Annotated in this window: 23 protein-coding genes; 17 read left to right on the top strand and 6 right to left on the bottom strand. The window is 65.4% G+C overall.

The genetic code is table 11. From position 1 onward, the window contains the following. Positions 1–3: 3 nt before the first annotated feature. From FHW64_RS16980 to FHW64_RS16970, 3 genes are read right to left on the bottom strand one after another with little or no spacing between them, the layout of a single operon-like run. Positions 4–645 carry a 2-dehydro-3-deoxy-6-phosphogalactonate aldolase gene (locus tag FHW64_RS16980; RefSeq protein WP_184528285.1) on the bottom strand — a complete coding sequence of 214 codons (642 nt, stop codon included), beginning with the start codon at positions 643–645 and terminating at the stop codon, positions 4–6. Next, positions 642–1544 (bottom strand): 2-dehydro-3-deoxygalactonokinase, encoded by a 903-nt coding sequence (locus FHW64_RS16975; protein WP_184528283.1) that lies wholly within the window; start codon positions 1542–1544, stop codon positions 642–644. Before FHW64_RS16975 ends, FHW64_RS16980 begins: the two co-directional genes overlap by 4 nt. 22 nt (positions 1545–1566) lie before the next feature. Continuing rightward, positions 1567–1959: a RidA family protein gene (locus FHW64_RS16970; protein ID WP_184528281.1), complete on the bottom strand. Its 393-nt coding sequence runs from the start codon at positions 1957–1959 to the stop codon at positions 1567–1569. 121 nt (positions 1960–2080) lie between these two features. On the opposite strand from FHW64_RS16970, the gene FHW64_RS16965 reads away from it, so the two are divergent. The 14 genes from FHW64_RS16965 (at position 2081) to FHW64_RS16900 (ending at position 17354) form a co-directional block, all read left to right on the top strand. Then, the gene (locus FHW64_RS16965; protein WP_184528279.1) at positions 2081–3679 is read left to right on the top strand and encodes an ABC transporter substrate-binding protein; all 1599 of its coding nucleotides are present in this window, start codon (positions 2081–2083) and stop codon (positions 3677–3679) included. A gap of 18 nt (positions 3680–3697) precedes the next feature. Then, complete coding sequence (locus tag FHW64_RS16960) at positions 3698–4648, top strand: ABC transporter permease (RefSeq protein ID WP_184528277.1); 951 nt, start codon at positions 3698–3700, stop codon at positions 4646–4648. Further along, positions 4645–5511, top strand: coding sequence for an ABC transporter permease (locus FHW64_RS16955; protein ID WP_184528275.1), 867 nt, complete (start codon positions 4645–4647; stop codon positions 5509–5511). The genes FHW64_RS16960 and FHW64_RS16955 overlap by 4 nt, the downstream gene beginning before the upstream one ends. Next, positions 5508–6551, top strand: a complete 1044-nt coding sequence (locus FHW64_RS16950; protein ID WP_184528273.1) for an ABC transporter ATP-binding protein — start codon at positions 5508–5510, stop codon at positions 6549–6551. Before FHW64_RS16955 ends, FHW64_RS16950 begins: the two co-directional genes overlap by 4 nt. Next, positions 6548–7537, top strand: a complete 990-nt coding sequence (locus FHW64_RS16945; RefSeq protein ID WP_184528271.1) for an ABC transporter ATP-binding protein — start codon at positions 6548–6550, stop codon at positions 7535–7537. The genes FHW64_RS16950 and FHW64_RS16945 overlap by 4 nt, the downstream gene beginning before the upstream one ends. Before the next feature lie 13 nt (positions 7538–7550). Continuing rightward, positions 7551–8822 (top strand): amino acid deaminase, encoded by a 1272-nt coding sequence (locus FHW64_RS16940; protein ID WP_184528269.1) that lies wholly within the window; start codon positions 7551–7553, stop codon positions 8820–8822. 8 nt (positions 8823–8830) lie between these two features. Next, a complete protein-coding gene (locus FHW64_RS16935; RefSeq protein WP_260305109.1) occupies positions 8831–9724 on the top strand; it encodes a MurR/RpiR family transcriptional regulator in 894 nt (297 codons plus the stop codon). A gap of 5 nt (positions 9725–9729) precedes the next feature. After that, positions 9730–11223 (top strand): amidohydrolase family protein, encoded by a 1494-nt coding sequence (locus tag FHW64_RS16930; protein ID WP_184529178.1) that lies wholly within the window; start codon positions 9730–9732, stop codon positions 11221–11223. A gap of 111 nt (positions 11224–11334) precedes the next feature. Then, entirely contained in the window at positions 11335–12303 is a 969-nt protein-coding gene (locus FHW64_RS16925) for a 2-hydroxyacid dehydrogenase (RefSeq protein ID WP_184528265.1), read from the top strand. 10 nt (positions 12304–12313) lie between these two features. Beyond that, positions 12314–13060 carry a FadR/GntR family transcriptional regulator gene (locus FHW64_RS16920; RefSeq protein ID WP_184528263.1) on the top strand — a complete coding sequence of 249 codons (747 nt, stop codon included), beginning with the start codon at positions 12314–12316 and terminating at the stop codon, positions 13058–13060. Positions 13061–13135: 75 nt separating this feature from the next. Next, positions 13136–14512: an ABC transporter substrate-binding protein gene (locus tag FHW64_RS16915; protein WP_184528261.1), complete on the top strand. Its 1377-nt coding sequence runs from the start codon at positions 13136–13138 to the stop codon at positions 14510–14512. Between the two features lie 26 nt (positions 14513–14538). After that, positions 14539–15414 carry a carbohydrate ABC transporter permease gene (locus tag FHW64_RS16910; protein ID WP_184528259.1) on the top strand — a complete coding sequence of 292 codons (876 nt, stop codon included), beginning with the start codon at positions 14539–14541 and terminating at the stop codon, positions 15412–15414. Then, a complete protein-coding gene (locus tag FHW64_RS16905; protein WP_184528257.1) occupies positions 15411–16262 on the top strand; it encodes a carbohydrate ABC transporter permease in 852 nt (283 codons plus the stop codon). The genes FHW64_RS16910 and FHW64_RS16905 overlap by 4 nt, the downstream gene beginning before the upstream one ends. A 21-nt stretch (positions 16263–16283) precedes the next feature. Continuing rightward, the gene (locus FHW64_RS16900) at positions 16284–17354 is read left to right on the top strand and encodes an ABC transporter ATP-binding protein (RefSeq protein WP_184528255.1); all 1071 of its coding nucleotides are present in this window, start codon (positions 16284–16286) and stop codon (positions 17352–17354) included. Between the two features lie 69 nt (positions 17355–17423). On the opposite strand, the gene FHW64_RS16895 is transcribed toward FHW64_RS16900, so the two are convergent. Both FHW64_RS16895 and FHW64_RS16890 read right to left on the bottom strand, forming a co-directional pair. After that, positions 17424–19184 (bottom strand): DEAD/DEAH box helicase, encoded by a 1761-nt coding sequence (locus tag FHW64_RS16895; protein ID WP_184528253.1) that lies wholly within the window; start codon positions 19182–19184, stop codon positions 17424–17426. Between the two features lie 231 nt (positions 19185–19415). After that, on the bottom strand, positions 19416–20768 hold the full coding sequence (locus FHW64_RS16890; protein WP_184528251.1) for a tetratricopeptide repeat protein: 1353 nt from the start codon (positions 20766–20768) through the stop codon (positions 19416–19418). 102 nt (positions 20769–20870) lie between these two features. Between FHW64_RS16890 and ettA the strand changes: the two genes are divergently transcribed. The 3 genes from ettA (at position 20871) to FHW64_RS16875 (ending at position 24951) form a co-directional block, all read left to right on the top strand. Then, positions 20871–22532: an energy-dependent translational throttle protein EttA gene (gene ettA / locus FHW64_RS16885; RefSeq protein WP_184528249.1), complete on the top strand. Its 1662-nt coding sequence runs from the start codon at positions 20871–20873 to the stop codon at positions 22530–22532. 90 nt (positions 22533–22622) lie between these two features. Beyond that, positions 22623–23912, top strand: a complete 1290-nt coding sequence (locus tag FHW64_RS16880; RefSeq protein ID WP_184528247.1) for a PQQ-dependent sugar dehydrogenase — start codon at positions 22623–22625, stop codon at positions 23910–23912. 130 nt (positions 23913–24042) lie between these two features. Then, positions 24043–24951: a response regulator gene (locus FHW64_RS16875; RefSeq protein ID WP_184528245.1), complete on the top strand. Its 909-nt coding sequence runs from the start codon at positions 24043–24045 to the stop codon at positions 24949–24951. Here the strand turns inward: FHW64_RS16875 and FHW64_RS16870 are convergent. Continuing rightward, positions 24873–26243 carry a TAXI family TRAP transporter solute-binding subunit gene (locus tag FHW64_RS16870; RefSeq protein WP_221210382.1) on the bottom strand — a complete coding sequence of 457 codons (1371 nt, stop codon included), beginning with the start codon at positions 26241–26243 and terminating at the stop codon, positions 24873–24875. The genes FHW64_RS16875 and FHW64_RS16870 overlap by 79 nt on opposite strands. Positions 26244–26246: the final 3 nt, after the last annotated feature.

The raw sequence follows: 26246 nt of genomic DNA, 5'->3' as shown, positions 1-26246 counted from the left end.
CGATCAGGCGCGCTGAGCGCCGTTGAACGCGGCGACGAAGCGCTCCGCATCTTCACGCACGGCCGCCGCGGTCTTGCCGGGCTTGTAGAGCGCCGAGCCGATGCCGAAGCCCGCGGAACCTGCGGCTCGCCACGCTTCCATGTTGTCCGGCGTGATGCCCCCGACCGGCATCAGCGGGGTGCCCTTCGGCAACACCGCGAGCAGCGCCTTGACGACCGCCGGCGACGCCAGTTCGGCCGGAAACAGCTTGAGTCCCGTCGCGCCGGCCGCGAGCGCGCCGAAAGCCTCGGTTGGCGTCATCACGCCGGGCAGGCTCACGAGGCCAAGGCGCTTCGCTTCGGCGACCACTTCAGCGTTGAAGTTCGGCGCCACGATCAGTTCGCCGCCCGCCGCGTGCACGTCGCGCACTTCCTGCGCAGTCAACACCGTTCCCGCGCCCACCAGCGCCTGCGGAAAGCGTTGCTTCAGAAGCGCGATGCTCTCTAGTGGACGCGGCGAGTTCAGCGGCACTTCGAGCAGACGAAAGCCCGATTCGACGATGGCGTCGCCGACTGCAGGTGCTTCCTCCGGCGTCAGGCCGCGAAGGATGGCGACGAGGGGAAGGTGCCGTACGGCGGCGATGAATTTGTCGTGCGGAGCGGTCATTGCTTGCGTTGGGTTGGATTGGGTGCGTGGAGTGCGTGCAGGCCGGCCCAGGTGGCTTCGGAGCCCAGAGTTCGCGCCTTGATGCCCGAGGCCTGCAGCGCGAGCATGTAGCGTTGCGTGAGCGCCGGTGTGCCGATCAGCACCACCTCGCCCGCTGCGTGCAGGGACTGAGTGCGAAGCTCCTCGCCGATCAGGATGCCCGACAGGTAGCTCGACAGCTCGCGCGCCGGCATGCGGTCGAAGAGCGAAAGCGTCCGCGCGCCGAAGGCGTTGTGCAAGAGACCCTGGTTGTTGTCGGACTGCGTCACGCCTTGCAGGAACGCGGCCTCGTCGAGCCCGGCCGAGGTGTCGAGCGTGCGCGCGAGGATCGAGTGCTGGCTTAGCAGCGCATAGAACTCGCCGGTCATGAAGGTGCGAAAGCCGGTGACCATGCCGTTCTTCACGCGTGCCCACTTGTTGTGCGTGCCGGGAAGGACGAACAGGCCGTCGCGCAGGTTGGTGAGCACCATTGCGCCGAGGATCTGCACCTCTTCGCCGCGCATCACGTCGGGCACGCCGTCATGCGCATCGCTCAGGCCCGGCACGATCGAGATGCGGCCGGGTTCGATCTCCATGATCTTGTTGCGCACTTCGGCGAGACCCGCGGGGCAGGCGCAGTAGGGCGCTTCGACCCATCCCTGCTTGCTGCCCGCCATGCCGGAGATCAGGCAGCGGGTTCCTTGCGGCCGCATCCAGTCGGCAAAGAGCGTTTCGAACACGTCGGTGAAGCCGCCGTGCTTGACGGTGAGGATGCCGCGCGGATGGCTCTGTTCCTCGACGATGCTGCCGTCGGGTTCGAGCAGTGCGCCCCGAAGGGAGCTCGTTCCCCAGTCGACGGCGACAAGACGGGTGTGACTCATGATGTCGCCCTCCTGGATTGGCTCAGCCGCGTGGTTTGTATGCGGTGACGTCGATCTCGACCTTGGCGTCGATCATCAGCCGCGACTCGACCGTCGAACGCGCCGGGCGATGGTCGCCCAGGCATTCCATGTACACGCGGTTGAAGCTGCCGAAGTCGCGCGCATCGTTCAGCCACACGCTGACCTTGGCGATGTCCGAGAGCTTGCAATCCGCAAGCGCGAGCGCCTCTTCGATGCGCTTGAAGACCTGGCGCGTCTGCGCCTCGATGCCGCCGACGATCACCTGGCCCTGGTCGTCCGTGGGGACCTGGCCCGAGACGAAGACGAAATCGCCTGCACGGGTGGCGGGCGAGAGGGGGCGTGCCTGGCGATCGGAGGCGATCGGCGACTGGCCGAGCATTTCAACGTGGGACATGGTGGTGTGATGTTTGTAAAGAAATTACATGAACTGCTAGGGTAAACCCGGTTTTGACGTCTTTGAGTTCGCAAAATAGGATTGCCGATGTAATGTTATTACTCATGAGGCCACGATGCAAATGACCGCCACCACTGTACCGACATCTGGTTTTTCGTCTCCCAGCACGGTGCGCGCACCGCGTTGGCGGGCATTCGCGGGGGCTGCCGCCGCCGTTCTTGCGCTCGGCGTCCTGCCCGGCGCTGCATTCGCCGAACCGCCGAAGGGCGGTGCGGCCAATCTGGCAATGGTCGGTGAGCCACAAGGCCTCGACCCCATGATCAGCACTGCCGATCTCGTCGGCACGATCATGCAGCACGTGTACGAGCCACTCTATACCTTCGATGCGAACTGGAACATCGCGCCGATGCTTGCGGAAGGCCTGCCGGTGGTCTCGAAGGACGGCCTGACCTACACCATCGCGCTGCGCAAGGGCGTGAAGTTCCACAACGGACGCGAACTGAACGCCGATGACGTGGTCGCGTCGCTGCAGCGCTGGATGGAACTCTCGCCGCGCGGCAAGTCGGTGGGCAAGGAAGTCGCCTCGCTCACGGCCAAGGGCCCGCTCTCGGTAGAGATCAAGCTCAACGCCCCGTACGCACCGCTGCTCGCGCAACTGGCGCTGCCCAGCGGCATGGCGGCGATCATGGCCAAGGAAAGCATCGCGCCGCAGCTGAAGGATTTCATCGGCACCGGCCCCTACAAGTTCAAGGAGCGTCGCCCCGATCAGTTCACGGTGCTGGTGCGCTATGACGGCTACTCGCCGCGCAAGGAAGCGCCGAGCGGCTACGCCGGCCGCCGTGAAGCGCTGCTGGACGAACTGCGCTTCGTGCCCGTGCCCAACGCCAACACACGCGTCGAAGGCGCGCTGTCGGGCCAGTTCCAGTACGCCGACCTGCTGCCCGTCGAGTCCGCAGGCCGCATCGACAAGGGGGCGCCAGCGGTGGTGCCGATCGTGACCAAGAACTTCGGCTTCCCCTACATCGTGTTCAACACCAAGGAAGGCGTGCTGGCATCGCAGCCGCTGCGCCGCGCGGTGCAGACCGCCGTGGGGCAGGGCGAGCTGATGGCCGCGGGTTTCGGTGACAACCGCTTCTTCGTCGTCGAGCCCAACTTCTTCCCGAAGGGCACGCCGTACTTCTCAACCGCCGGCAGCAACGCCTACAACACGCGCAATCCGCAGTCGGCCAAGGAGGCTGCCGCCAAGGCCGGCTACAACGGCCAGCCGATTCGCATCATGGCGAGCCGCCAGTACGAGTTCCACTACAACATGGCGCTCGTGATGTCCGAGCAACTCAAGAAGGCCGGCTTCAAGACCGACCTGCAGGTGGTGGACTGGGCCACGCTGGTGCAGCGGCGCAACGATGCCAAGCTGTGGGATGTGTACTTCACACATTCGGGCCTCTTCCCCGAGCCGATGCTCTCGCCGCCGCAACTCGGTGATGGCGCACCGGGCTGGTGGGAAACGCCGGCCAAGAAGTCGACGCTGGCCGCCTTCAACCAGGAGAGCGATGTCGCCAAGCGCGGCGCGCTGTGGGGTCAGGTGCAGCAGACGGTGTATGACGAAGTGCCGTTCATCGAAGTCGGCAAGTTCAACAGCCTGTCGGCACGCTCCGCCAAGCTCGAGGGCTACACGCCGGCCATCTGGCCGTTCTTCTGGAACACCGGCCTCGCCAAGTAAACGCCACGGACTCTCGTCATGCTGCGCTTCCTGCTCACCCGCCTGGCCGGGGCCCTGGCGGTGCTCGCGATCGTCGCGGTGCTGGTTTTCGCCCTGACGCGCCTCGCGTCCGGCGACCCCGTCGCGCTCCTGCTCGGCGACCAGGCCACTGCCGCCGACATTGCCCAGGCCCGCGTGCAATACGGGCTCGACAAGCCGCTGCCGACGCAGTTTGTGCTGTGGGTGGGCGAACTGCTGCAGGGCAACCTGGGGCAGTCGCTGTTCCTGCAGCGCCCGGTTGCGCAAGCGCTGATGGAGCGCGCCGAGCCGACGCTGTTCCTCGCGCTGTTCGCCGTGTTCATCGCGGCGCTCATCGGCATCCCGGCCGGCATGGCGGCGGCGGTGTGGCGCGGCAGCGCGGCCGATCAGGCCGTCAGCAGCGTCGCGATGCTCGGTGCGAGCGTGCCGAGCTTCTGGCTCGGCCTGATCCTGATTCAGTTCTTCGCGGTCAAGCTGGGGTGGTTTCCGGCGTCGGGCTACGGCGACCCGACTTCGCCGCTGCATGAGCGACTGCATCACCTGCTGCTGCCCGCGCTGGTGCTCGGGCTGCTCAACTCGGCGCTGATCATCCGCTTCACCCGCGCCTCGGTGCTCGACATCCTCGGTGAGGATTACGTGCGCACCGCACGCGCCAAGGGCCTGCCAGAGCGCGTGATCATGGTCCACCACGTGCTTCGCAATGCGCTGGTGCCGATCGTCACGGTGCTCGGCCTCACGCTCGCGCTGATGATCGGCGGCACCGTGGTGACCGAGACGGTGTTCAACCTGCCCGGCGTCGGCAACCTCGTGGTGCGCGCGGTGCTGCGGCGCGACTATCCGGTGATCCAGGGCACGCTGCTCGTCATCGCGGCCATCTACGTGTTCATCAACCTCGGCATCGACTTCATCTACACGCTGGTCGATCCGCGCATCCGGCTGGAGTCCAAATGAAAGCGGCCGTCTCTTCTTTTGTCGGCAGCCTGCTGCCGATGGCGCGCCGGCTGTTCATGCGCCGGATCGTGCTGGTCTCTGCGCTGGTGCTGCTGCTGGTGGTCGGTGTGGCGTTGATCCTTCCCCTGGTTTCGGACGCCGACCCCGGCGCAATCGAGATCAGCCAGCGGCTGCACGCGCCGTCGATGGAACACTGGGCGGGCACCGACGAACTCGGCCGCGACGTGATGCTGCGCATCGTGCACGGCGCGCGCTATTCGCTGCTGATCGGCTTCATTACCGCTGCCGGTGCCGTGCTCTGCGGCACGCTGCTCGGGATGCTCGCCGGCTTCTTCCGCCGCCTCGACGCACCGCTGATGCGCGTGGTCGACGCGATGATGTCCTTCCCGGACATCCTGCTGGGCATCGCGCTGGTGTCGATCCTCGGCGTGTCGCTGTGGAACGTGATGCTGGCGCTGGTGATCGTCTACACGCCGCGTGTTGCTCGGGTGGTGCGCGCCACCACGCTGGTGCTGCGTGAACTGCTGTTCGTCGATGCGGCACGCGCCCTTGGTGTGCGCACGCCGCGCATCTTGCGCAAGCACATCCTGCCGAATCTGATGTCGCCCATCCTTGTGCAGGTGACCTTCATCTTTGCCTACGCGATCCTGGCCGAGGCTGGCCTCTCGTTCCTCGGTGTCGGTGTTCCGCCGGACATCCCGACCTGGGGCACCATGATTGCCGGCAGCCTCGAATATGCCGACAAGGCCTTCTGGACCATCTTCTGCCCCGGCCTTGCGATCGTGCTGACCGCGCTGTCGCTGCAGATCCTGGGCGACGGCGTGCGCGACATGCTCGACCCCAAGCTGAGGAAAGCAGCATGAGCCAGACCAATGCTTCACCGCGGCTCGAAGTCAGTGGACTCTCCACCTCCTTCGCGACCGAGGCCGGTCGCGTGCAGAGCGTGGCCGATGTGTCCTTCACGATCCGCCCCGGCGAGACGCTGGCGCTGGTCGGCGAATCGGGCTCGGGCAAGTCCGTCACCAGCCTCACTTTGATGGGCCTGCATGCCCGCACTTCGCATGCGCAAGTGCAAGGCGAGGCCTGGTTCGTCCAGCGCGATGGCCGTCGAGTCGACCTGCTCGCCATTCCCGAGGCCGACAAACGCAAGCTGCGCGGCAACGAGCTGGGCATGATCTTCCAGGAGCCGATGACCAGCCTCAACCCTGTTCTGACCATTGGCGAGCAGATCGCCGAATCTGTGCGGCTGCACCTCGGGCTTGATCGCGCTGGCGCGCTCGCACATGCGCGCCGCATGCTCGAACTGGTCGAGATTCCCGCTGCGGGCCAGCGCGTTAACGAATATCCGCACCAGCTCTCCGGCGGCATGCGCCAGCGCGTGATGATCGCGCTGGCGATGGCCTGCAATCCGACATTGCTGATCGCCGACGAGCCGACCACGGCGCTCGACGTCACCATCCAGGCGCAGATCCTCGCGCTCATGGGCCGCCTGCAGAAGGAGACCGGCATGAGCATGCTCTTTGTCACGCACAACCTTGGCGTGGTCGCGCAATACGCCGATGCGGTCGCGGTCATGTACGCCGGGCGCATCGTCGAATCCGCGCCCGTGCATGACCTGTTCGCGCGGCCGGCGCATCCCTATACGCGCGGGCTGCTGGCGTGCCTGCCGGGCGTTGCGCGTCGTCGCGGTGCGCATGCAGTGCAGGGCCGGCGTCCGCAGCTCGTGGCGATCCCGGGCCAGGTTTCGAGCCCCTTCGCGCCGCCGCCGGGCTGCGCCTTCGCGCCTCGCTGCGCGTACCGCCGGGAAGCCTGCGAGGTCTGCGTCCCGAAGCTGGAACCGGCCGGCGGCGGGCGCATGGTGCGCTGCATCGGCTTCGTCGAAAACCAGGAGAAGGTCGCATGACGACGGCAACTCTCGCCCGTGACAACCTGCTCGAAGTGCGCAACCTGCGCAAGTACTTCGGCAAGGGCAACCATCCCGTGCGCGCGGTGGACGACGTGAGCTTCAGCATCCGCAAGGGCGAGACGCTGGGGCTGGTCGGCGAATCGGGCTCCGGCAAGAGCACCATCGGCCGGCTGCTCACGCGTCTGGTCGATCCAACCGATGGCGAGATGCTCTATCAGCCCAACGGATCGGATGTGGCACCGCGGGATCTGGCGGGCCTCTCGCAGTCGCAGTTCCGACCGTTGCGCTCGAAGATCCAGATCATCTTCCAGGACCCGTACGCCAGCCTCAACCCGCGTATGCGGATTCGCGACGTGCTGGGCGAAGCGCTCGACACGCATGGCCTCGCGAAAGGCAGCGCACGCAAACCGCGCATCGAGCAACTGCTGCAGCAGGTGGGCTTGCGCCCCGAGCATGCCGACCGCTATCCGCACGAGTTCTCGGGCGGCCAGCGTCAGCGCATCGGCATCGCGCGTGCGCTCGCGGTGGAGCCGCAGTTCATCGTCGCGGACGAGCCGCTGTCGGCGCTCGATGTGTCGATCCAGGCGCAGGTCGTCAACCTGCTGGGCGAACTGAAGGAACAGCTCGGCCTGACACTGCTCTTCATTTCGCACGACCTGGACGTGGTCGAATACCTGTGTGACCGTGTCGTCGTGCTGTATCTGGGCCGCGTGATGGAGATCGCGCCGACCGAGTCGCTCTATGCGAACCCCCGTCACCCGTACACGCGCGCGCTGCTGGCTGCGGCGCCGATTCCCGATCCGGCGCAGCGTCGCGTGGTGCCGCTGCTGCAGGGCGATCTGCCGAGGCCGGCGAACCCGCCCTCGGGCTGCGTCTTTCGCACGCGGTGTCCGATGGCCGAGGAACGCTGTGCGAGCGCCGACATGCAACTGCGCGAAGTGCAGTCAGGCCATTGGCATGCATGCTGGCGCGAAGATCTCTGAGAAGGAACAAGACATGAACGAAGAGCTGATCCTCGACCACCGAAGCAAGAGCTATCCGCTGGAGGCCGCCCCGTGCCGCGCCGCCGACCTGGGCAGCAAGGGATGGAACGTGCTCGCCGATGACCTGGCCTATCCGCTGGCCGTCGTCCATCGTTCGGCGCTCGCGCACAACATCGCCTGGATGCAGGACTACGCGAAGCGCAAGGGCGTCCTGCTCGCACCGCACGGCAAGACCACCATGTCGCCCGAGTTGTTCGAACAGCAGCTCGCCGGCGGCGCCTGGGGCCTGACGTTTGCCACGATCTATCAGCTTGCGGTGGGCGTCGAAGCGGGCGCGCGCCGCGCCATCATCGCCAACCAGGTGCTCGGTGATGCCGATCTCGACGGGCTGGACATGCTGCTCGCCGGGCACAGCGATCTGCGCGTCTGGTTCCTCGTCGATTCGCTCGCGCAACTCTCGCTCATCGAAGATTGGGCGGCTCGCAGGCAGTCCCATCGCACGTTCGACGTGCTGGTGGAGATCGGCATCCCCGGCCAGCGCACCGGTTGTCGCACGCTGGGCGAGGCACTCGAACTCGCGCGGGCGATCTCGCAATCTCGCGTCGTTCGGCTTGGGGGCATCGAATGCTACGAAGGCGGACTCGCGCGCTGCGACAGCGAGCACGACGCGCGCGAAGTCACCGCACTGGTGGAGCGCGTCCTCGAAGTCGCCCGGCGCTGCGATGAGGAACGGCTCTTCGGCGAAGAACCGCCGATGCTGACGGCTGGCGGTTCGGCGGTGTTCGACCTCGTGATCCCGCTGCTTCGCGCACAGGGTTTGTCGCGCCCCATGCAGGGCGTGCTGCGCTCGGGTTGCTACATCACGCATGACAACGGCAACTACGCCCGCTTCCTCAAGCAGGTCGAGCAGCGCGAAGGGTTGGACAGTTCGCTGAGGGCGGCACTCGAAGTCTGGTCGATCGTGCAATCCGTGCCCGAGCCGGGCCTTGCGCTGCTCACCTGCGGCCGTCGAGATATCTCGTACGACATCGAAATGCCGATCCCGGTGCGGCATTCGGCCCGCGGCACACGCGCCGCGACCGCCGTGTCGGCCGACTGGAAGATCAGCGCGCTCAACGACCAGCATGCCTACCTGCGCTTCGATCCTGCGGGCACGGTGCCCAAGGTCGGCGATCGCGTGGCGCTGGGCATCTCGCACCCGTGTACCACCTTCGACAAGTGGCGCTGGCTCGCGCTGGTGGACGATGACCTGGCGGTGACCGGCGCCATCAGCACCCGTTTCTGATGACCGCGATGAACAGTTCCTTGCTCCAGCGCCTGCGCGAAAGCATGGGCGGCTTGCCTGCCGCGCAGCGAAGCGTGGTGCAGGTCGTGCTCGACGATCCACGCGCCGCGGTGGCTGCGACCGTGGAGCAGCTTGCGCAGCAGGCCGGCGTGTCGATGCCCACCATCGTGCGGACTTGCCGCGCCTTCGGCTTCGATTCGGTGCGCGAGTTCATGCTTGCACTTGCGCAGGACTTGGCTGTGACCGGTTCTTACCTGCACCGCAGTGTGCTGGCAGAGGACAGCGCAAGCGATGTTGCGAGCAAGATCATCCATGCGGCGGTGTCCTCGCTCACCGAACTCGGCCGGCGCATCGACGTCGACCTGCTCGATCGGGTTGCGACGCGGCTCGCAGCGGCGAAACGTATCGATTGCTACTCGGTAGGTGCTGCTTCGACCTTCATGGCGGCCGAGCTGCAAAGCCGTCTGTTTCGCCTCGGATGCACATCCAACGCGATCTTCGATGCGCACCAGCAGCTCGTGTCGGCCAGCACGCTCGGTCCAGAAGGCGTCGCCTTCGTGATCTCGCACGTGGGCCGCATGCCCTACACGCTGGAGGCGGCTCGCTTCGCGCGATCGCAAGGCGCGACAGTGATCGCGCTGACGCAGCCCGACACGCAACTGGCCGAGATCGCCGACCTGGTGATCGGCGTATCGGTGCCGCAGGATGCCGTCATGCGCGTCGGCACCGAGGCCTACCTTGCGCATCTGGTGGTCATCGAGATCCTGATGGTGCGTCTCGCGCAGAAGCTCGGGCCATCCGTCACGCATGGCCTCCAGCAGTTCAAGCAGTTGCTGCACAAGCATGGCTTCGACAGCGCCGAATACTCCGGCGCCACCGAGGCCACCGACGAAGAGACATGACGACGATGCAAGACAACCGACCCGCCACGCTGCTCAAGGGTGGCCAGATCGTCGACGGTGCCGGCGTTCCCGGATGGACAGGCGATGTGCTGCTCGTGGGCGAGCGCATCGCGTCGGTCGCGCTTCCGGGGCAGACGCCGCCGCAAATGCTCGCGGACCTGCGCGCCACCAATGGCGTGGAGGAAGTCGATTGCACCGGCATGGTCATCGCGCCCGGCTTCATCGACGTGCACACGCACGATGACGCGGCCGCGATCGAAAAGCCCGACATGCTGCCCAAGCTCTCGCAGGGCGTGACCACGGTGATCGTGGGCAACTGCGGCATCTCGCTGGCGCCGGTGGTGACCGACGCTCCGCTGGCCCCGCTGTCGCTGCTGGGGCGCGAGCAGTTTCTTCACTCCACGATGCGTGCGTATGCCGATGCGGTGAACGCGGCGCGTCCGGGTGTCAACGTCGCTGCGCTGCTGGGACACACGGCTTTGCGCATGCGCCACGTGGCTGCGCTCGACCGCGCGGCCGACGAGGGCGAGCGCGCCGCAATGGCTGCGGACATGCAAGAGGCCATGGATGCAGGTGCGCTCGGGCTTTCATCGGGCGTCTTCTACAAGGAGGCCTACGCCGCGGACCTCGACGAGCTCGTGGCCGTGGCGAGCGTGGCTGCGCGCAATGGCGGTGTGTACGCCACGCATATTCGCGACGAACTCGCGGGCATCCTTCCGGCGCTGCAAGAGGCGGCGCTGACCGCTCGCCAGTCGGGCTTGCCGCTCGTCATCTCGCACCACAAATGCGCGGGCCCCGACAACTGGGGCCGCACGCGCGAGACCCTTCCGCTGATCGAGCAACTGGCGCGTGGCCAGGAGATCGGCATGGACGTGTATCCCTACACCGCGGGCTCGACCGTGCTGCGCGAGGATCTCGTCGACGGGATCATCGACGTCCTCATCACGGGCAGCGAGACGCATCCGGAAATGGGCGGCCGCTATCTGGCCGACATCGCGGCGGAGTGGCGCGTCTCGCAGCAGGAAGCCGCCGTGCGACTGAAGCCGGGCAACGCCTGTTACTTCCAGATGCGCGAGGACGATGTCCAGCGCGTGATCACGCATCCGCTGTCGATGATCGGCTCGGATGGTCTTCCACATGACGAACGCCCGCATCCGCGGCTCTGGGGTGCGTTCCCCCGCGTGCTGGCGAGCTACTGGCGCGAGAAGGGCCTGCTGCGCCTGGAAGAAGCGATTCACAAGATGACCGGCATGTCGGCGGCGCGTTTTCGCATCGGTGAACGCGGGCTGCTGAAGGCGAGCTATATGGCGGACGTGGTGGTGTTCGACCCGCTGCGCGTGAAGGACGGTGCGACCTTCGAGCAGCCGAGGCAGTTCAGCGAAGGCATCGAGCGCGTCTGGGTCAACGGCGCGTTGAGCTACACGGCGTCGGATCGCGCGACAGGTGCGCGTGCGGGGCGGTTTGTCATGCGCGCGTCATCGCCCACAGCGTCCGGCTGAACCTCTCAGCGGCATCCCTGACCATCAGGGTTTGTCCTGCCGGGTGTCGAAGTCAATCATCATATGATTCGGCCGACATCGCCCGACGGGCCTGCAGGAGGGGACAAACGCATGACAGGGACCAGTGCTTCGAACGCGACCGCTCGCCCCGAGCTGCTGGCTGTTGCGCCGTTGATGCCCTTCCTCATGGAGGCCCTGCGGCGCGAGTACACCATTCACGACCGCATCCACGTCAACGACCCGAAGGCTTTCGCCGAAGTGGCGCCGCGCATCCGCGGCGTGGTCGCGAACGGTGAAGCCAAGGTTCCGCGCGAACTGATCGCGCAACTGCCAGCGCTTGAAGTGATCTCCGTGTTCGGTGTCGGCTACGACGGCATCGACGTCGCCGCAGCGCACGAGCGCGGCGTGCCGGTCACCAACACGCCCGAAGTGCTGAACGACGACGTGGCCGATCTCGCCATCGGACTGATGCTCGCAGTGGCGCGCCGCATTCCGCAGGCCGATCGATTCGTGCGCGGCAACGAATGGCCGAACGGGCCGATCGCGTTGAGCCGCAAGGTCACGGGCAGCCGCCTCGGCATCGTCGGCATGGGGCGCATCGGGCAGGCCATCGCGCATCGCGCGAGCGCCTTCAACATGGACATTGCCTACACCGCGCGTTCGCCACGCGCGAGTGTCAGCTACACCTACCATCCCGACGCGGTCTCGCTGGCTGCAGCAGTGGATTTCCTCATCGTCATCACGCCGGGCGGGGCTGCCACGCGGGGAATGATCGACGCACGCGTGCTCAAGGCACTCGGTCCACAGGGTTACCTCATCAACGTGGCGCGCGGCAGCGTGGTCGATGAGCCAGCACTGATCGACGCGCTGCGCGATGGCGTCATCGCCGGTGCGGGTCTCGACGTGTTCGCGAACGAGCCTCACGTGCCCGAGGCGCTGCGCGAGACGCCCAACGTGGTGCTCACGCCGCACATCGGCAGTGGCACCAAGCAAACGCGCGAAGCCATGGGCCAGCTCACGTTCGACAACCTGCATGCGCATTTCACCGGTGCGCCGCTGCTGACGCCTGTCGACGCCTGAAGGGCCCCGCATGAGCAAGAGCACCCACGGCCGCCGTACGCTGGATCTGCTGGGTGAGGCGATCGTTTCGCGCCGCTACGCGATCGGTGCGCCGATGCCATCCGAGCCGCTGCTGTGTGAAGAATTCGGCGTGAGCCGCACTGTGGTGCGCGAAGCGGTGAAATCGCTCGTCGCCAAGGGACTCATCGTGACCGGCCCGAAGGTCGGCACACGTGTCCTGCCGGACGATCAGTGGAACTGGTTCGACCCCGACGTCATCACCTGGCAGGCGCGCGCGGGTCTCACGCCCGAATTCCTTCGCGACTTGCAGGACTTGCGCCGTGCCGTGGAGCCTGCAGCGGTGCGGCTGGCCGCGGAGCGCGCGACGGCCGAAGACATCGAGGAGATCGAGGCGGCCTTCGCCGGTATGAAGCATGCCGTCGAGTTCGGCGGCGACTACGTCACCTTCGACCTGCGCTTCCATCACGGCCTGTTGCGTGCTGCGCAGAACCGCATGCTCGCGCAAATGAGCAAGGCGCTGCATGCGCTGCTGCGTACCAGCTTCGAGATTTCCACCATCAAGAAGGACGGCCCGGCGATGTCGCTGCCGATGCACCGCGCGGTGCTCGACGCGGTGATCGCGCACAACCCCGCGAAAGCGGAGCGGGCCATCATCAAGCTGATCGATGGCGCGCGCGAGGACATCGAGGAAGTCCTCGGCTCGCGCCGCCGCCTGCCGCGTCTCGGTCGCCCGCCACCGAGACTTAAGGCTGCCTGAGCGGCCGGACTCCGTTTCTTCCAACCAGTGCTCGTGCACCGAGCCAATCCCGTTCACAACAAAGGAGACAGCTGTATGAAACTGAAGACATTGATGGTCCCGGTATTGATGGCGATGGGCCTCACGGTCGCCGGGCAGGCGGCGGCACAGGAGAAACTCACCGTCTGGTGGGTGAAGGGCTTCTACAAGGCCGAAGACGATGCGCTCTTCGCCGCCATCAAGAAGTTCGAAGAGAAGCACAAGGGCGTCAAGGTCGAGCTGTCTCAGTACCCGGTGCAGGACATGATCCCGAAGACGGTTTCGGCGCTCGATTCGGGCAGCCCGCCGGACGTGGCCTATGCCGACGTGTATGACTTCCAGGTCACCGGCAAGTGGGCCTTCGACGGCAAGCTCGAGGACATCAGCAGCGTGATCGCGCCGATGGTGAGCCGCTTTGCACCGAACACGGTCGAGACCACCTTCCTCTACAACGACCAGACGAAGTCGAAGGCCTACTACGCCTTCCCGATCAAGCAGCAGACGATGCACATCAACTACTGGATCGACATGCTGGCCGATGCAGGCTTCAAGGAGTCGGACATCCCGACGACCTGGAAGGACTACTGGTCGTTCTGGTGCGACAAGGTGCAACCCGCCAGCCGCCAGAAGACCGGCAAGCGCACCTTCGGCACGGGCATGCCGATGGGCGTGGACTCGAGCGACTCGTTCTATTCGTTCCTGACCTTCGCGGATGCCTACAACGTGAAGATGGTGAACGACAGCGGCAAGGTGCTGGTGGACGACCCGGCGGTGCGCGCGGGCCTGATCGCCGCGATGACCGACTATGTCGCGCCCTACCAGAAGGGCTGCACGCCGCCGTCCTCGACGAGCTGGAAGGACCCGGACAACAACGTCGCCTTCCACAACAAGACGACCGTGATGACGCACAACGCGACCATCTCGCTGCCGGCCAAGTGGCTCGACGATTCGAACAACGCATCGCTGACGCCGGAGCAGCGCGAGGAGGCCAAGAAGAACTACTTCGAGCGCATTCGCACCGCGGGCTTCCCGAGCAAGCCGGACGGCAGCAAGATGGTCTACCGCACCGCGGTGAAGACCGGCGTGGTGTTCAAGGACGCCAAGAACAAGCAGCGCGCGAAGGAGTTCGTGAGCTTCCTGATGCAGGAGGAGAACCTCACGCCGTACGTCGAGGGTTCGCTGGGCCGCTGGTTCCCGGTGACCAAGGCCGGGCAGGCGAGCCCGTTCTGGCAGGCTGATTCGCATCGCAAGTCGGTCTACAACCAGTACGCGGCCGGCACCGTGACCTTCGAATTCACGAAGAACTACAGGTTCACCATCCTCAACAACGAGAACGTCTGGGCCAAGGCAATGAACCGCATCGTGAGCGACAAGGTGCCGGTGGACAAGGCCGTCGACGAAATGATCGAGCGCATCAAGACCGTCGCGCGATGAAGCACTGAGTGAAGGGGTAGCCAGCCATGAGTTCCACCGCAAGCGCCGTCGTGGCGCCCGGCGCCGCCGAAGCGCCGGTTTCGAAGGCTGGACGCTGGCAGTTCTGGGGGCGGCTGATGGTCGTTCCCTACCTGCTGGTGTTCGCGATCTTCGTCCTTTATCCGGTGTGCTACGGGCTCTGGCTGGCGCGCCATCCTCAGAGCTACGAGCATCTGGTCGCCGATCCGATCTTCTTCCGGTCGGTGATCAACACGATCATCTTCCTGGTCGTTGCCATCAACGTGAAGATGCTGGTGGCGCTGGTGCTGTCGGGCTTCTTCGTGCAGGGCCGGTGGTGGATCAAGATCCTCTCGGGCATCTTCATCCTGCCTTGGGCGGTGCCGTCGATCCCGACGATCCTGTCGGTGCGCTTCATGCTCAATCCGGAGTGGGGCGTGATCAACAGCACCATCTTCCGTCTCACCGGGCTCGACGGACCGAACTGGCTGAACGATCCGACGCTGGCGTTGGGTTTCGCGATGTTGATGCACATCTGGAAGTCGCTGCCGTTCTGGACGCTGATCCTGGTCGCCGGCCGGCTCGCGATCCCGGGCGAGCAGTACGAGGCCGCATCGGTCGACGGCGCGAGCAGCTGGCAGAAATTCCGCTTCATCAGCTGGCCTGCGCTGCGCACGCTCTATGTCACGTCGTTGATCCTTTCGATGATCTGGACGCTCGGCGATTTCAACAGCGTCTATCTGCTCACTGGCGGTGGGCCTGCTGACTTGACGCACGTGCTGGCAACGCTCGGCATCCGCTATCTGCGGCTCGACCAGGTTGACTTGTCGATGGCTTCCATCGTCGTGGCATTGCCCTTGGTGTTGCCGCTGGTCTATCTCATGATGAAGAGGCTCTCGAAATGAAACGCTGGACCCTCAAGTCCGTCGGCAACGAGGCCAAGCTGCTGCTGATTGGCATCCCGGTGCTGCTGTGGACGCTGATCCCCGTCTATCACATGGTGCTGTTCGCGATCTCGCCGCGTGGCGAGGCGACGACCGGCAAGCTCTGGCCGAATTCGCCGACCTTCGACAACTTCGCGACCGTCTTCCACCAGAAGCATTTCTATCTCGATCACTTCTGGGTGCAGCTCGGCAACTCGGTGTTGATTGCAGTGGCGGTGGGTGTGATCACGCTGTTCGTTGCGACCACCGCGGCTTTCGCCATCAGCCGGCTGAAGGTGCGGGGAGGGCGCACGGTGATGAACATGGCGCTCTTCACCTACTTCATCCCCGCGGCGTTCCTCGCGGTGCCCATGTACAAGACGATGGGCAACTACGGGCTGCTGAACAGCCAGTGGTCGCTGATTCTTGCGATGGTGACCATTGCCTCGCCTTACTGCATCTGGGTGCTGAAGCAGGCGTCGGACAAGCTGCCCTACGAGCTGGACGAGGCGGCGCGCATGGATGGCGCATCGCCGCTGCAGCTCTTCCGGCTGGTGTATCTGCCGCTGATGGTGCCTTCGCTGGTGGCCGTCGGCACCTATGCGCTGCTGCTCGCGTGGAACGAATACCTCTACGCCTTCCTGCTGCTGTCGAACGACCGCAGCGTGACGCTCGCGGTGGCGCTCGGCAATTTCCTCGCGGCCGACGATTCGCCGTGGGAGCTGCTGATGGCGACGGGTCTCATCTATGCGCTGCCTCCGGCGGCCATCTACTACGCATTCAAACGCTACATGGTCGGCGGCATCACTGCCGGAGCGGTCAAGAGCTGACCGATTCAGGGAAGAAGCAACATGGCATCAGTCACCTTTCGCGACATCCAGAAGTACTACGGCAAGACGCGCGTCATCGAGCGACTCGGCTTCGAGATCGAGGACGGCGAGTTCGTCGTGCTGGTCGGCCCCTCGGGCTGCGGCAAATCCACGCTGCTGCGCATGCTCGCGGGCCTGGAAGACATCACGGGCGGCGAGATCCTGATCGACGGGCGCGTGGTCAACGAGCTCGAATCCAAGGACCGCGACATTGCGATGGTCTTCCAGAGCTATGCGCTCTATCCGCACATGACCGTCGGCGAGAACATGGGCTTCAGCCTGCGCCTGCGCAATGCCGAGAAGGCCATGACGCAACAGCGCGTGGCAGCAGCTGCGAAGATCCTCAACCTTGATCATTTGCTGGAGCGGTATCCGCGCGAACTGTCCGGCGGGCAGCGCCAGCGTGTGGCAATGGGGCGCGCGATCGTGCGCGACCCGAAGGTGTTTCTCTTCGACGAGCCGCTGTCGAACCTCGACGCCAAGCTGCGGGTCGCGATGCGCGCCGAAATCAAGGCACTGCACCAGCGGCTCAAGACGACCACGGTGTACGTCACGCACGACCAGATCGAGGCGATGACGATGGCCGATCGCATCGTGGTGATGCACGACGGCGCCGTCGAGCAGATAGGCACGCCGCTCGAGCTCTACGACCGTCCTGACAACCTCTTCGTCGCCCAGTTCATCGGCTCACCGGCGATGAACGTGCTGGAGGGAACCGTGCGCCGCAGCAACGGCAACAGCTTTGTCGAGGCGCAGGGCGAGCGTTGGCCGGTGCCGGCGGGCACGTCGGCGGCGGACGGGCAGGCGGTTCACTACGGCATCCGTCCTGGCGACATCACGCTGTCCGCGCCTGAGAACGGCGTGCCGGCCCGCGTGGTGGTGGTCGAGCCGACGGGGGCGGAAACCGAGCTGCTGGTGCAGGTCGGGGAGGTCAGCCTCACGCTGGCGGTCCATGGCCGCGTCGATGCGCAGCCGGACCAGATCGTCGGACTGGCGATCTCCGGCGGGAGCGTGCACCTCTTCGATCGACAGAGCGGGAAGCGGCTGGGTTAGCCGAGTCCTCATTCAGAAACAAAAAGGGCGCCCGAGGGCGCCCTTTTTTGTTTGCGGAGTGTGGTTCGCTCAGCGTCCGAACGAGCGACCGCCGCCGAAGCCACCGCCGGAGCGATTGCCACCGCCGCCGCCCGAGCGGTTGCCACCGCCGTTGCCGCCACGGCGACCGCGGTTGCCACGGCCTCCCAGGCTGTCGACGCTAGTGCGCAGCGGATCCGGCTGGCCCGAGGCACCCGACATCGACTCAGCGCGCATGTGTGCCAGCGCATCGGCCTGCGTGGGACTGTGGCTGTTGCCGTGGTGGCGCGGCTGGCGCTCCTCGTGATGATCGTGCGCGTGATGGTGATGCACCGGTGCGTGGTGCGGGGTGCGCGCCGGACCTTGCGGGCCGCGCGGACCTTGACCGCGTCCGCCCTGGCCACGGCCTGCGCCCTGGCCACCATTGGCGTTGCGGTTCGCTTGTGCTCCTTGGCCTTGAGACTGGCCATTACCGGCATTGCCACCATTGCGGCGCTGGCCATTGCCGCCGCGGTCGCCTTGCGCAGCCTTGTTGTCGCGGATGCGCTGCATCATCTCCTGGCGCGCTGCCTTGGCCGCAGCCTGCATCACGTCACGGCTCGGCGGACGGCCGGCGCCGCCCCAGATGGTCTGGCGGCCCATCGCGATGGGTTCGGCGCGTTCGCCTTCCTCCGGGCCGAAGCCTTCGATGGTCTTCACGGGGATCTGCTGCTTGGTGAAGCGCTCGATCTCCTGCATGAAGCCTTCTTCGTCGAGGCAGACGAGGCTCACCGCCTCGCCGCTCGCACCCGCGCGGCCGGTGCGACCGATGCGGTGCACGTAGTCTTCGCTGACGTTCGGGATCTCGTAGTTGACGACGTGCGGCAGCTCGTCGATGTCGATGCCGCGTGCCGCGATGTCGGTCGCGACGAGCGCGCGGATCGCGCCCGTCTTGAAGCCTGCCAGCGCCTGCGTGCGTGCGCTCTGGCTCTTGTTGCCGTGCAGCGCCATCGCTTCGATGCCGTTCTTGGTGAGGAACTCGGCGACGTTGTTGGCGCCGAACTTGGTGCGGGTGAAGACCAGCACCTGGCTCCAGTTGTGCTCGTTGATGATGTGGGCGAGCAGGGCCTTCTTCTTGGTGCGGCCAACCGGGTGGATCACCTGCGTGATGCGCTGCACGGTCGTGTTGCGCGGCGTGACCTGGATGTGCTGCGGATCGCGCAGCAGGCCCGCGGCGAGTTCGCGGATTTCGTCGCTGAAGGTGGCCGAGAACAGCAGGCTCTGCTTTTCCTTCGGCACCAGCGCGAGCACCTTGCGCACGTCATGGATGAAGCCCATGTCGAGCATGCGATCGGCTTCGTCGAGCACCAGCATCTGCACGGTCGAAAGATCGAGCATGCCCTGCTGCTGCAGGTCGAGCAGGCGGCCGGGCGTGGCCACGAGGATGTCGACGCCGCGCTTCAGGCGGTCGATCTGCGGGTTCATGCCGACGCCGCCGAAGATCACGGTCGAGCTCAGCTGCAGGTACTTGCCGTAGGCGCGGACGGACTCTTCGACCTGAGCCGCGAGTTCGCGCGTCGGCGTGAGGACGAGGGCGCGAACGCCGGTGCCGCCGAACTTGTTGTTGGCGCTGCGGCTCATGGTGAGCTTGTGCAGCAGGGGGAGGGTGAAGGCGGCAGTCTTGCCGGTGCCGGTCTGGGCGCCGCCGAGGAGGTCATGGCCTTCGAGTACGGCCGGAATGGCTTGCGCCTGAATGGGAGTGGGATTTTCGTAGCCCTGCTCACGCACGGCTTTCAAGATGGCCGGAGCCAGCTTCAGATCGTCAAAGTTCATTGAATTCAACAAGCGCCCTACACGGCGCAGTGGTATCCACCCGCAGGGGCGTCTCGTTGACGCCCTGCCAGTAAGGATGGATGAAGGTCAGGGTTGGGAGCCTGAAGACCTGATGCACCGAGAGGAGATAGGCCTTCTTCGTCCCCGGCGGAGAGCCGGTGTTGCGGGCAACTGGACCCGACAACGGCCGCTATTGTCTCATGAGTCGAGACCTGCCGCCGGAGGAACGGCTCAGCGGGCGCTTTCCGGGCGCCGGAGATAGACGAACATCCCTGCGATCGCTTCTCGCTGGTCGTCCCGGATCGGCGCGTGCACCAGACGCACGACATCCAGATCGTGGCGTGCCGCGAGGCCTCGAAGGTAGCGTTCCGAATGCGCATAGCGCAGGCTGGGCAGCAGCTCGAAGTCCGAGTTTTCGTCAGCCGCCGACTCTGCCGAGAAGCAGAAGATGCCGCCGGGCTCCAACGCCTTGTCCAGCGCGTCGAAAACCGGTGCGAGATCGCCGACGTAGATGAAGACATCCGCCGCCGTGACGAGGTCGTGTTGCTCATCCGTCTGCGCGAGGTAAGCCACGATGTCCGCGTGCACCAGCCGCCCGTAAAGGCCAAGCGCTTGTGCTTTTTGCAGCATCTGGCTTGACAGGTCGACGCCGACCAGTTTTTCGGCGATCGGCTTGAGATAGGGCGCGCAGAGGCCGGTCCCGCAGCCAAGGTCGACGGCCGAACGGAACCCACGGCCCAGTCCGGTGAGATGCGTCGTCAGCGTTCGATGTGCTTGATAGCCGAGCTGCCCGACCAGATGCGCATCGAAGTCATGCGCGTAGTCGTCGAACAGCGTTTCGACATAGTGACCGGGCGCGGTCGGCGGCGTCGCCTGCTCGCCCGACACCGCGGCGAGGTAGTAGCGGTGCAGTTCGGGATCGGCGCCGAGCGCCAGCGCCCGCCTGAACGCGGCGGCGGCTTCTTCGCTGCGCTTCATGTCGCGCAGGATGCTGCCGCGGTTGGTCCATGCCTGCGCGATGGCGGGGTCGGCGGCCAGCGCGCGGTCGTACGAATCCAGCGCCTGCTCCGGCCGCCCGAGCGCCTGCAGCGTCTGGCCGTGGCGCAGCCAGGGTTCTCCGGGCGGCAGGGTGCCGAGTTGCAGCACCTTTTCGTAGTTCGCGAGCGCTTCCGGGTGCCGATTCAGCTGACCGAATGCATTCGCCTTGTGAAACCGCGCTTCCGCGTTGTCAGGCTCGACGGAAAGGATCTGCTCGATCCTGCCGAGCGCATCCTGCGGGCGTCCGAGCCTGAGCTGGGTGGCAACGAGGTTGAGCAATGTGGAAACCCGTCCCGGCACCAGCGCGAGCGAAGCGAGATACGCCTGCTCCGCATCGGCGAAGCGTCCGGCCTTGAAGGCCTCGAGGCCCTCGAAAAAGCGTTGGCGGGCCTGTTCGAAAGCTTCGGGTGCGGGTGTGGTGCTCATGGATGGGGCCGGAGAATAGCAGCGCCGCCATGGAATTCCGCCCCTGGATTCCACGGGACCGGGGCCCCTGCGGTAGACTTCACCCCCAAATCCCGGTCGGAAATCGCGCTGCAGCAGCAAGCGCCTGCCAAGAAGGCAGATCCGCAATCGATCCTCGCGCAAGGTTCGTTGCTGGTTTCCCGATCACCCCGTGCAGTCCCCCATCATCGAGCAGAGATAGACATGGCCCAGTACGTCTACACCATGAACAAGGTCAGCAAGACCGTGCCGCCCAAGCGGCAGATCTTGAAGGACATTTCGCTTTCGTTCTTCCCGGGCGCCAAGATCGGCGTGCTGGGCCTCAACGGTTCGGGCAAGTCCTCGCTGCTGAAGATCATGGCGGGCGTGGACAAGGAAATCGAGGGTGAAGCCATCCCGATGCCGGGTCTTTCCATCGGCTACCTGGAGCAGGAACCCAAGCTCAACCCCGAGCACACCGTCCGCGAGTCCGTCGAGGAAGCGATGGGCGAAGTCAACGCGGCCAAGGCCCGCCTCGAGGAAATCTACGCCGCGTATGCCGAACCCGACGCGGATTTCGACGCGCTCGCCGCGGAGCAGGGCCAACTCGAAGCCGTGATTGCCGCCGCCGGCACCGATTCGGAACACCAGCTCGAAATCGCCGCCGATGCCCTCCGTCTCCCGCCGTGGGACGCCAAGATCGGCCTGCTTTCGGGCGGTGAAAAGCGCCGCGTCGCGCTGTGCAAGCTGCTGCTGTCGAAGCCCGACATGCTGCTGCTCGACGAACCGACCAACCACCTTGACGCCGAATCGGTCGAGTGGCTCGAAGTGTTCCTGCAGCGCTTCTCCGGCACCGTGGTGGCCATTACCCACGATCGCTACTTCCTCGACAACGCTGCCGAGTGGATTCTCGAACTCGACCGCGGCCGCGGTATTCCATGGAAGGGCAACTACAGCACCTGGCTGGAGGGCAAGGAAGCCCGTCTCGAGGCCGAGCAGAAGGGCGAAGAAGCCCATGCCAAGGCCATGAAGAAGGAACTCGAGTGGGTTCGCCAGAACGCCAAGGGTCGCCAGGCAAAGAGCAAGGCCCGTATCCAGCGCTTCGAGGAACTGTCCGACTACGAATACCAGAAGCGCAACGAAACGCAGGAAATCTTCATTCCTGTCGCGGACCGTCTCGGCAGCCAGGTCATCGAGTTCAAGAACGTCAGCAAGAGCTTCGGCGACCGCTTGCTGATCGACAACCTGAGCTTCAACATCCCTGCGGGCGCGATCGTCGGCATCATCGGCCCGAACGGTGCCGGCAAGTCGACGCTCTTCAAGCTGATCGCGGGCAAGGAGCAGCCGGACAGCGGCGAAGTGGTGATCGGCCAGACCGTGAAGATGGCTTTCGTCGACCAGACGCGTGATGTCCTGACCGACGAGAAGACCGTCTGGGAAGACATCTCGGGCGGCCTCGACATCCTGAATGTCGGCAAGTTCCAGATGGCGAGCCGCGCCTACGCGGGCCGCTTTAACTTCAACGGCGGCGACCAGCAGAAGAAGGTCGGCTCGCTGTCGGGTGGTGAACGCGGCCGCCTGCACCTGGCCAAGACCCTGATCGCCGGCGGCAACGTGCTGCTGCTTGACGAACCGTCGAATGACCTCGACGTCGAAACGCTGCGTGCGCTCGAAGACGCACTGCTCGAGTTCGCCGGCAGCGTGCTCGTCATCAGCCACGACCGCTGGTTCCTCGACCGGATCGCGACGCACATCCTTGCAGCCGAAGGCGACAGCCAGTGGACCTTCTTCGACGGCAACTACCAGGAATACGAAGCCGACAAGAAGAAGCGGCTGGGTGAAGAAGGCGCCAAGCCCCACCGCGTGCGCTTCAAGGCCCTGAAGTAATCGGGGCGGCCCGGCCGAGGCGCCGGGTGCGCCGTTTCGGAGCAAACTTCCACCATTCCAATTCGGCGCAATGGCGTCGAAGGAGCAGAAATGGTGGCTTCGGGTCGTGCGTTCGCCGCAGCACTTTTGCTTCTCTCCGCATGCGGTGGCGGTGGCGGCGGCGGCAATGTCGCGCTGTTGTCGAGCGGCGTCAGTCCCACGCCGGCAGCGATGCCCGGCAATTCACCCACCGCCACAACTGCGCAGCCGGGTTCGACGGCCACTCCGCCCGCCGCCATGACCCTCAAGGTCGTCGAAGTGGCGACTGGGCTGGATACACCGTGGTCACTCGCCTTCCTGCCGGATGGCCGCATGCTCATCACGCAGCGCGGAGGGCAGATTCGCTTGCGGAATGCCGATGGCACGTCGGCCAACGGCGGAGCCGACCAGCTCAGCGGTGTCCCGGCAGTGGCCGCAGTGGGGCAGGGCGGTCTGCTTGATGTGGTGATCGATCCGGATTTCGCGACCAACCGGCGCATCTATTTCAGCTTCTCCGAAAGCGACTCGACCAGCCCCAATCTCAACGGCACCGCTGTTGCGCGTGCCGAGCTGGATACAGCGGACATGAGTCTGCGCAATCTCACGATCATCTATCGGCAGTCGCCGAAGGTCGAAAGTAGCGCGCACTTCGGGTCGAGGCTCGTTTTCGATCGCAACGGATATCTCTTCGTCACGCTCGGGGAGCGGCTACTCGATGCGCAGCGCGGCTTCGCGCAGGATCTCGCGCGTGGCAACGGCAAGGTGGTGCGAATCACCACCGATGGCGCGCCGGCTGCGGGCAATCCGTTCCTGGGCACCACGGGCGCCCAGCCGCACATCTGGAGTTACGGCCATCGCAATCCTCAGGGCGCCGCGCTGCATCCGACGACGGGCGAACTCTGGATCAGCGAGCATGGCCCGCAAGGCGGCGATGAGGTCAACCTCGTGCTGCCCGGTCGCAACTACGGTTGGCCGATCATCAGCTACGGGCAGGAATACGGGACCTTGACGCAAGTAGGCGAAGGCACAGCCAAGGCGGGCATGGAACAGCCGGTGACCTATTGGGTGAAGATCGACGGCTCGGACTGGACACCCGGCACCGAGAAGTCCTCGATCGCGCCGAGCGGAATGACCTTCTACACGGGCGATGCGTTGCCCGAGTGGAAGGGCAATCTCTTGATCGGCGCGCTGGCCGGTACCGCGCTGTGGCGGCTCGTGCTCGACGGCAACACGGTGAGCTCGCGCGAACGCCTGCTCGCGGACCGCAACGAACGCATCCGCGATGTGCGGCAGGGACCCGATGGCTGGATCTATCTCCTGACCGACAGTGCAGACGGCAAGCTGCTTCGCCTTCAGCACTGAGCCGGCAATTTCGGGGCTAGCGAGACTTTTCCGCTCCCACGCGGGGACGAAAGCCCGTTCCGGATTCGAAACCGGGCGCTTATATTCCTTCGGCCGCAGCCTTCAGGTACCAGCGGCGCAAGGGAGAAGAATGAAAAGCAAGGCCAGTTTGCTGTTCGTCGATGACAACCCGAGGGTCATCAATCTCGTGAACATGATGTTCCGCGGTGCGTACCAGGTGCACACCGCGAGTTCCGGCGCGGCAGCGCTGGAGATCATCGATGCTCACCCCGTGGACGTGATCGTGAGTGACGAGCGGATGCCCGCCATGCGCGGCAACGAGCTGCTTGCGGAGGTCCGAAGGCGATCGCCTTCGACGATCCGCTTGCTGGTGACGGGTTACTCGGAACTCGCCGCGCTTGTCGGTTCACTGAATTCGGGCGACGTCTTCCGCTTCGTCAATCGGCCATGGAACCCCGAAGAGCTCAAGCGCGCCGTGCTCGAGGCGGTGGTGGCATCGCGAGCCGTCTCGGCACGCGGAGCGGTAACAGGCGGCATGACGTCAACGCTGGCAGCGAACCGCTCGTCGGGCGTGTTGGTGATCGACGAGAACGCCGAAGACCGCCGCGCGATCTCGAGCCTCATTGGCGATCACTTCGAGGTCCAGAGCGCGGCCAGCATTCCAAGGGCGCTCGAACTGCTGTCGACCAACGAGATCGGTGTTGTCGTGTGCGAAGTGCAAGCCGGCGGGACGGACGTCGGAAAGCTCTTCCGTGTGCTGAAGGAAGACTACCCAACCACTACCACCGTGATGGTGGCGAATCCTTCCGATTTCGACCGCATCGTCGGGCTGCTCAACGGCGCGCAGGTTTTCCGGTTCGCGTCCAAGCCCATTCGCGAGAGCGTCTTCGAACTGGCCGTCACCGCTGCGATGAAGGAGCACCGCCGGCTGTGTGCGGTCCGCAGGTCTCGCACCCTGGATCAGGCCGATCGCGACGAAGGCATCGCGGCCCCGTCCGACGGCGGTGTGCCCGCCAACACTCGCTTGCGGACGGCGTAGATGTTGTTGCGCAGCGCGTAGAGCTCATCGGCATACGACAGCGGCACCGCGACCTTGTTGACGACGCGGTCCAGCTCGTCGAGCTCCTTCAGAAGCGCCTCGCGCTCGCCCTTGTGCGTATCGAGCTTGTGCTCGACGTCGCGCAACCGCGCATACCAGCGGAACACTCGCCGCCGCACGCGGAACTGATAGAGCGGCGGGACCACTCGGGTCAGCGGCAGCATCAGCACCAGCAAGCCGCCGAGCACCAGCCACATCCGCTCCACCAGATTGCTTGCCCAGAACGGCAGGTACCGCTGCCAGAACGGCGGCGTGCCGTTGATGGCACGATCGCCCTCAGGGCTCACCGGCAGTTCGCTGGTGCGGGTATTCGGGAAATCGCGGGCGCGATGGAACCAGCCCGCGCCGCCGTGCAGCGTTTGCGCGTTCTGCGCGAAGAGCTGCCGGATCGCCGGGTGCGTTTCCTCGCGCGAGAGCAGTGAGGTCGTGGCGGCGAGCAGCGAAACATCGTGCGGCGGCAGATCGCTCGCCAGATCAACCACACCGCGCGGAAGCGTCACCGGCTGCAGGAACGAGAAGCGCCGCGAATACGCATCGCTCTGCGCGAAATCCATGAGCTGGATGTCCGGCGCGCGCAGCAGTCGCTGGACCAGTGGCGATTGCGGCGCCGACGCCAGCACGATCACGTCCAGCAGTCCGGCCTGCAGCGCCTCGGTGGCCGGCGTCTGCTCCAGGTTCGACAGGTTGAGCGTGGCCGGGTCCATGTGGTTGGCGGCGAACATCCGTTCCATGATGTCTGGCACGCCGCTTCCGGGCTTGTCGACGTTGATGCGCAGGCCCTTCATCTGTGTGAGGGATGTCAGCGTCGCGGTTTTGTGGTCGATCTTGCGCGCGGCATCCGTGCGGTAGAAGAACCACAGCGGTTCGAAGAAGAGGCTGCCAAGCGATGTGAGGCCAGCCTCCTCGTCCTTGACCGGATCGGCGCTGCCGCCGCGCACGAAACCCACGTCCGCCTCGTGCTTGCGCAGCAGTTGCAGGTTGTCGAGCGAACCGTCTGTCGGCTTGAGGATCACCTCGATTCCATTCGCCTTGAGCGCAGTCGCATACCGCTTGCCGAATTCCGCGTAGGCGCTACCGGCGGGACCGGTTGCCAGCGTGACCTGCTTGGGTGGTTGCGGCTGCAGCCACCAGTACGCGGCGACGAGCAAACCGATGACGAGAAAGACGATGGGTCCGGCGGATGCGATGAGATCGCGGATCGAGAGGAGAAAAAGTCGGATGGCTTGAGGCATGGG

This window comes from Variovorax sp. Sphag1AA, from assembly GCF_014192575.1.
In the GTDB taxonomy this organism is placed as follows: domain Bacteria; phylum Pseudomonadota; class Gammaproteobacteria; order Burkholderiales; family Burkholderiaceae_C; genus Variovorax.
This window is presented reverse-complemented; position numbering and strand designations above follow the sequence as displayed.

Bases quoted from the DNA above. Each gene is read 5' to 3' on its own strand.
- FHW64_RS16980 (WP_184528285.1), bottom strand. From the start codon at position 645: ATGACCGCTCCGCACGACAAATTCATCGCCGCCGTACGGCACCTTCCC.
- FHW64_RS16975 (WP_184528283.1), bottom strand. From the start codon at position 1,544: ATGAGTCACACCCGTCTTGTCGCCGTCGACTGGGGAACGAGCTCCCTT.
- FHW64_RS16970 (WP_184528281.1), bottom strand. From the start codon at position 1,959: ATGTCCCACGTTGAAATGCTCGGCCAGTCGCCGATCGCCTCCGATCGC.
- FHW64_RS16965 (WP_184528279.1), top strand. From the start codon at position 2,081: ATGACCGCCACCACTGTACCGACATCTGGTTTTTCGTCTCCCAGCACG.
- FHW64_RS16960 (WP_184528277.1), top strand. From the start codon at position 3,698: ATGCTGCGCTTCCTGCTCACCCGCCTGGCCGGGGCCCTGGCGGTGCTC.
- FHW64_RS16955 (WP_184528275.1), top strand. From the start codon at position 4,645: ATGAAAGCGGCCGTCTCTTCTTTTGTCGGCAGCCTGCTGCCGATGGCG.
- FHW64_RS16950 (WP_184528273.1), top strand. From the start codon at position 5,508: ATGAGCCAGACCAATGCTTCACCGCGGCTCGAAGTCAGTGGACTCTCC.
- FHW64_RS16945 (WP_184528271.1), top strand. From the start codon at position 6,548: ATGACGACGGCAACTCTCGCCCGTGACAACCTGCTCGAAGTGCGCAAC.
- FHW64_RS16940 (WP_184528269.1), top strand. From the start codon at position 7,551: ATGAACGAAGAGCTGATCCTCGACCACCGAAGCAAGAGCTATCCGCTG.
- FHW64_RS16935 (WP_260305109.1), top strand. From the start codon at position 8,831: ATGAACAGTTCCTTGCTCCAGCGCCTGCGCGAAAGCATGGGCGGCTTG.
- FHW64_RS16930 (WP_184529178.1), top strand. From the start codon at position 9,730: ATGCAAGACAACCGACCCGCCACGCTGCTCAAGGGTGGCCAGATCGTC.
- FHW64_RS16925 (WP_184528265.1), top strand. From the start codon at position 11,335: ATGACAGGGACCAGTGCTTCGAACGCGACCGCTCGCCCCGAGCTGCTG.
- FHW64_RS16920 (WP_184528263.1), top strand. From the start codon at position 12,314: ATGAGCAAGAGCACCCACGGCCGCCGTACGCTGGATCTGCTGGGTGAG.
- FHW64_RS16915 (WP_184528261.1), top strand. From the start codon at position 13,136: ATGAAACTGAAGACATTGATGGTCCCGGTATTGATGGCGATGGGCCTC.
- FHW64_RS16910 (WP_184528259.1), top strand. From the start codon at position 14,539: ATGAGTTCCACCGCAAGCGCCGTCGTGGCGCCCGGCGCCGCCGAAGCG.
- FHW64_RS16905 (WP_184528257.1), top strand. From the start codon at position 15,411: ATGAAACGCTGGACCCTCAAGTCCGTCGGCAACGAGGCCAAGCTGCTG.
- FHW64_RS16900 (WP_184528255.1), top strand. From the start codon at position 16,284: ATGGCATCAGTCACCTTTCGCGACATCCAGAAGTACTACGGCAAGACG.
- FHW64_RS16895 (WP_184528253.1), bottom strand. From the start codon at position 19,184: ATGAACTTTGACGATCTGAAGCTGGCTCCGGCCATCTTGAAAGCCGTG.
- ettA (WP_184528249.1), top strand. From the start codon at position 20,871: ATGGCCCAGTACGTCTACACCATGAACAAGGTCAGCAAGACCGTGCCG.
- FHW64_RS16880 (WP_184528247.1), top strand. From the start codon at position 22,623: ATGGTGGCTTCGGGTCGTGCGTTCGCCGCAGCACTTTTGCTTCTCTCC.
- FHW64_RS16875 (WP_184528245.1), top strand. From the start codon at position 24,043: ATGAAAAGCAAGGCCAGTTTGCTGTTCGTCGATGACAACCCGAGGGTC.
- FHW64_RS16870 (WP_221210382.1), bottom strand. From the start codon at position 26,243: ATGCCTCAAGCCATCCGACTTTTTCTCCTCTCGATCCGCGATCTCATC.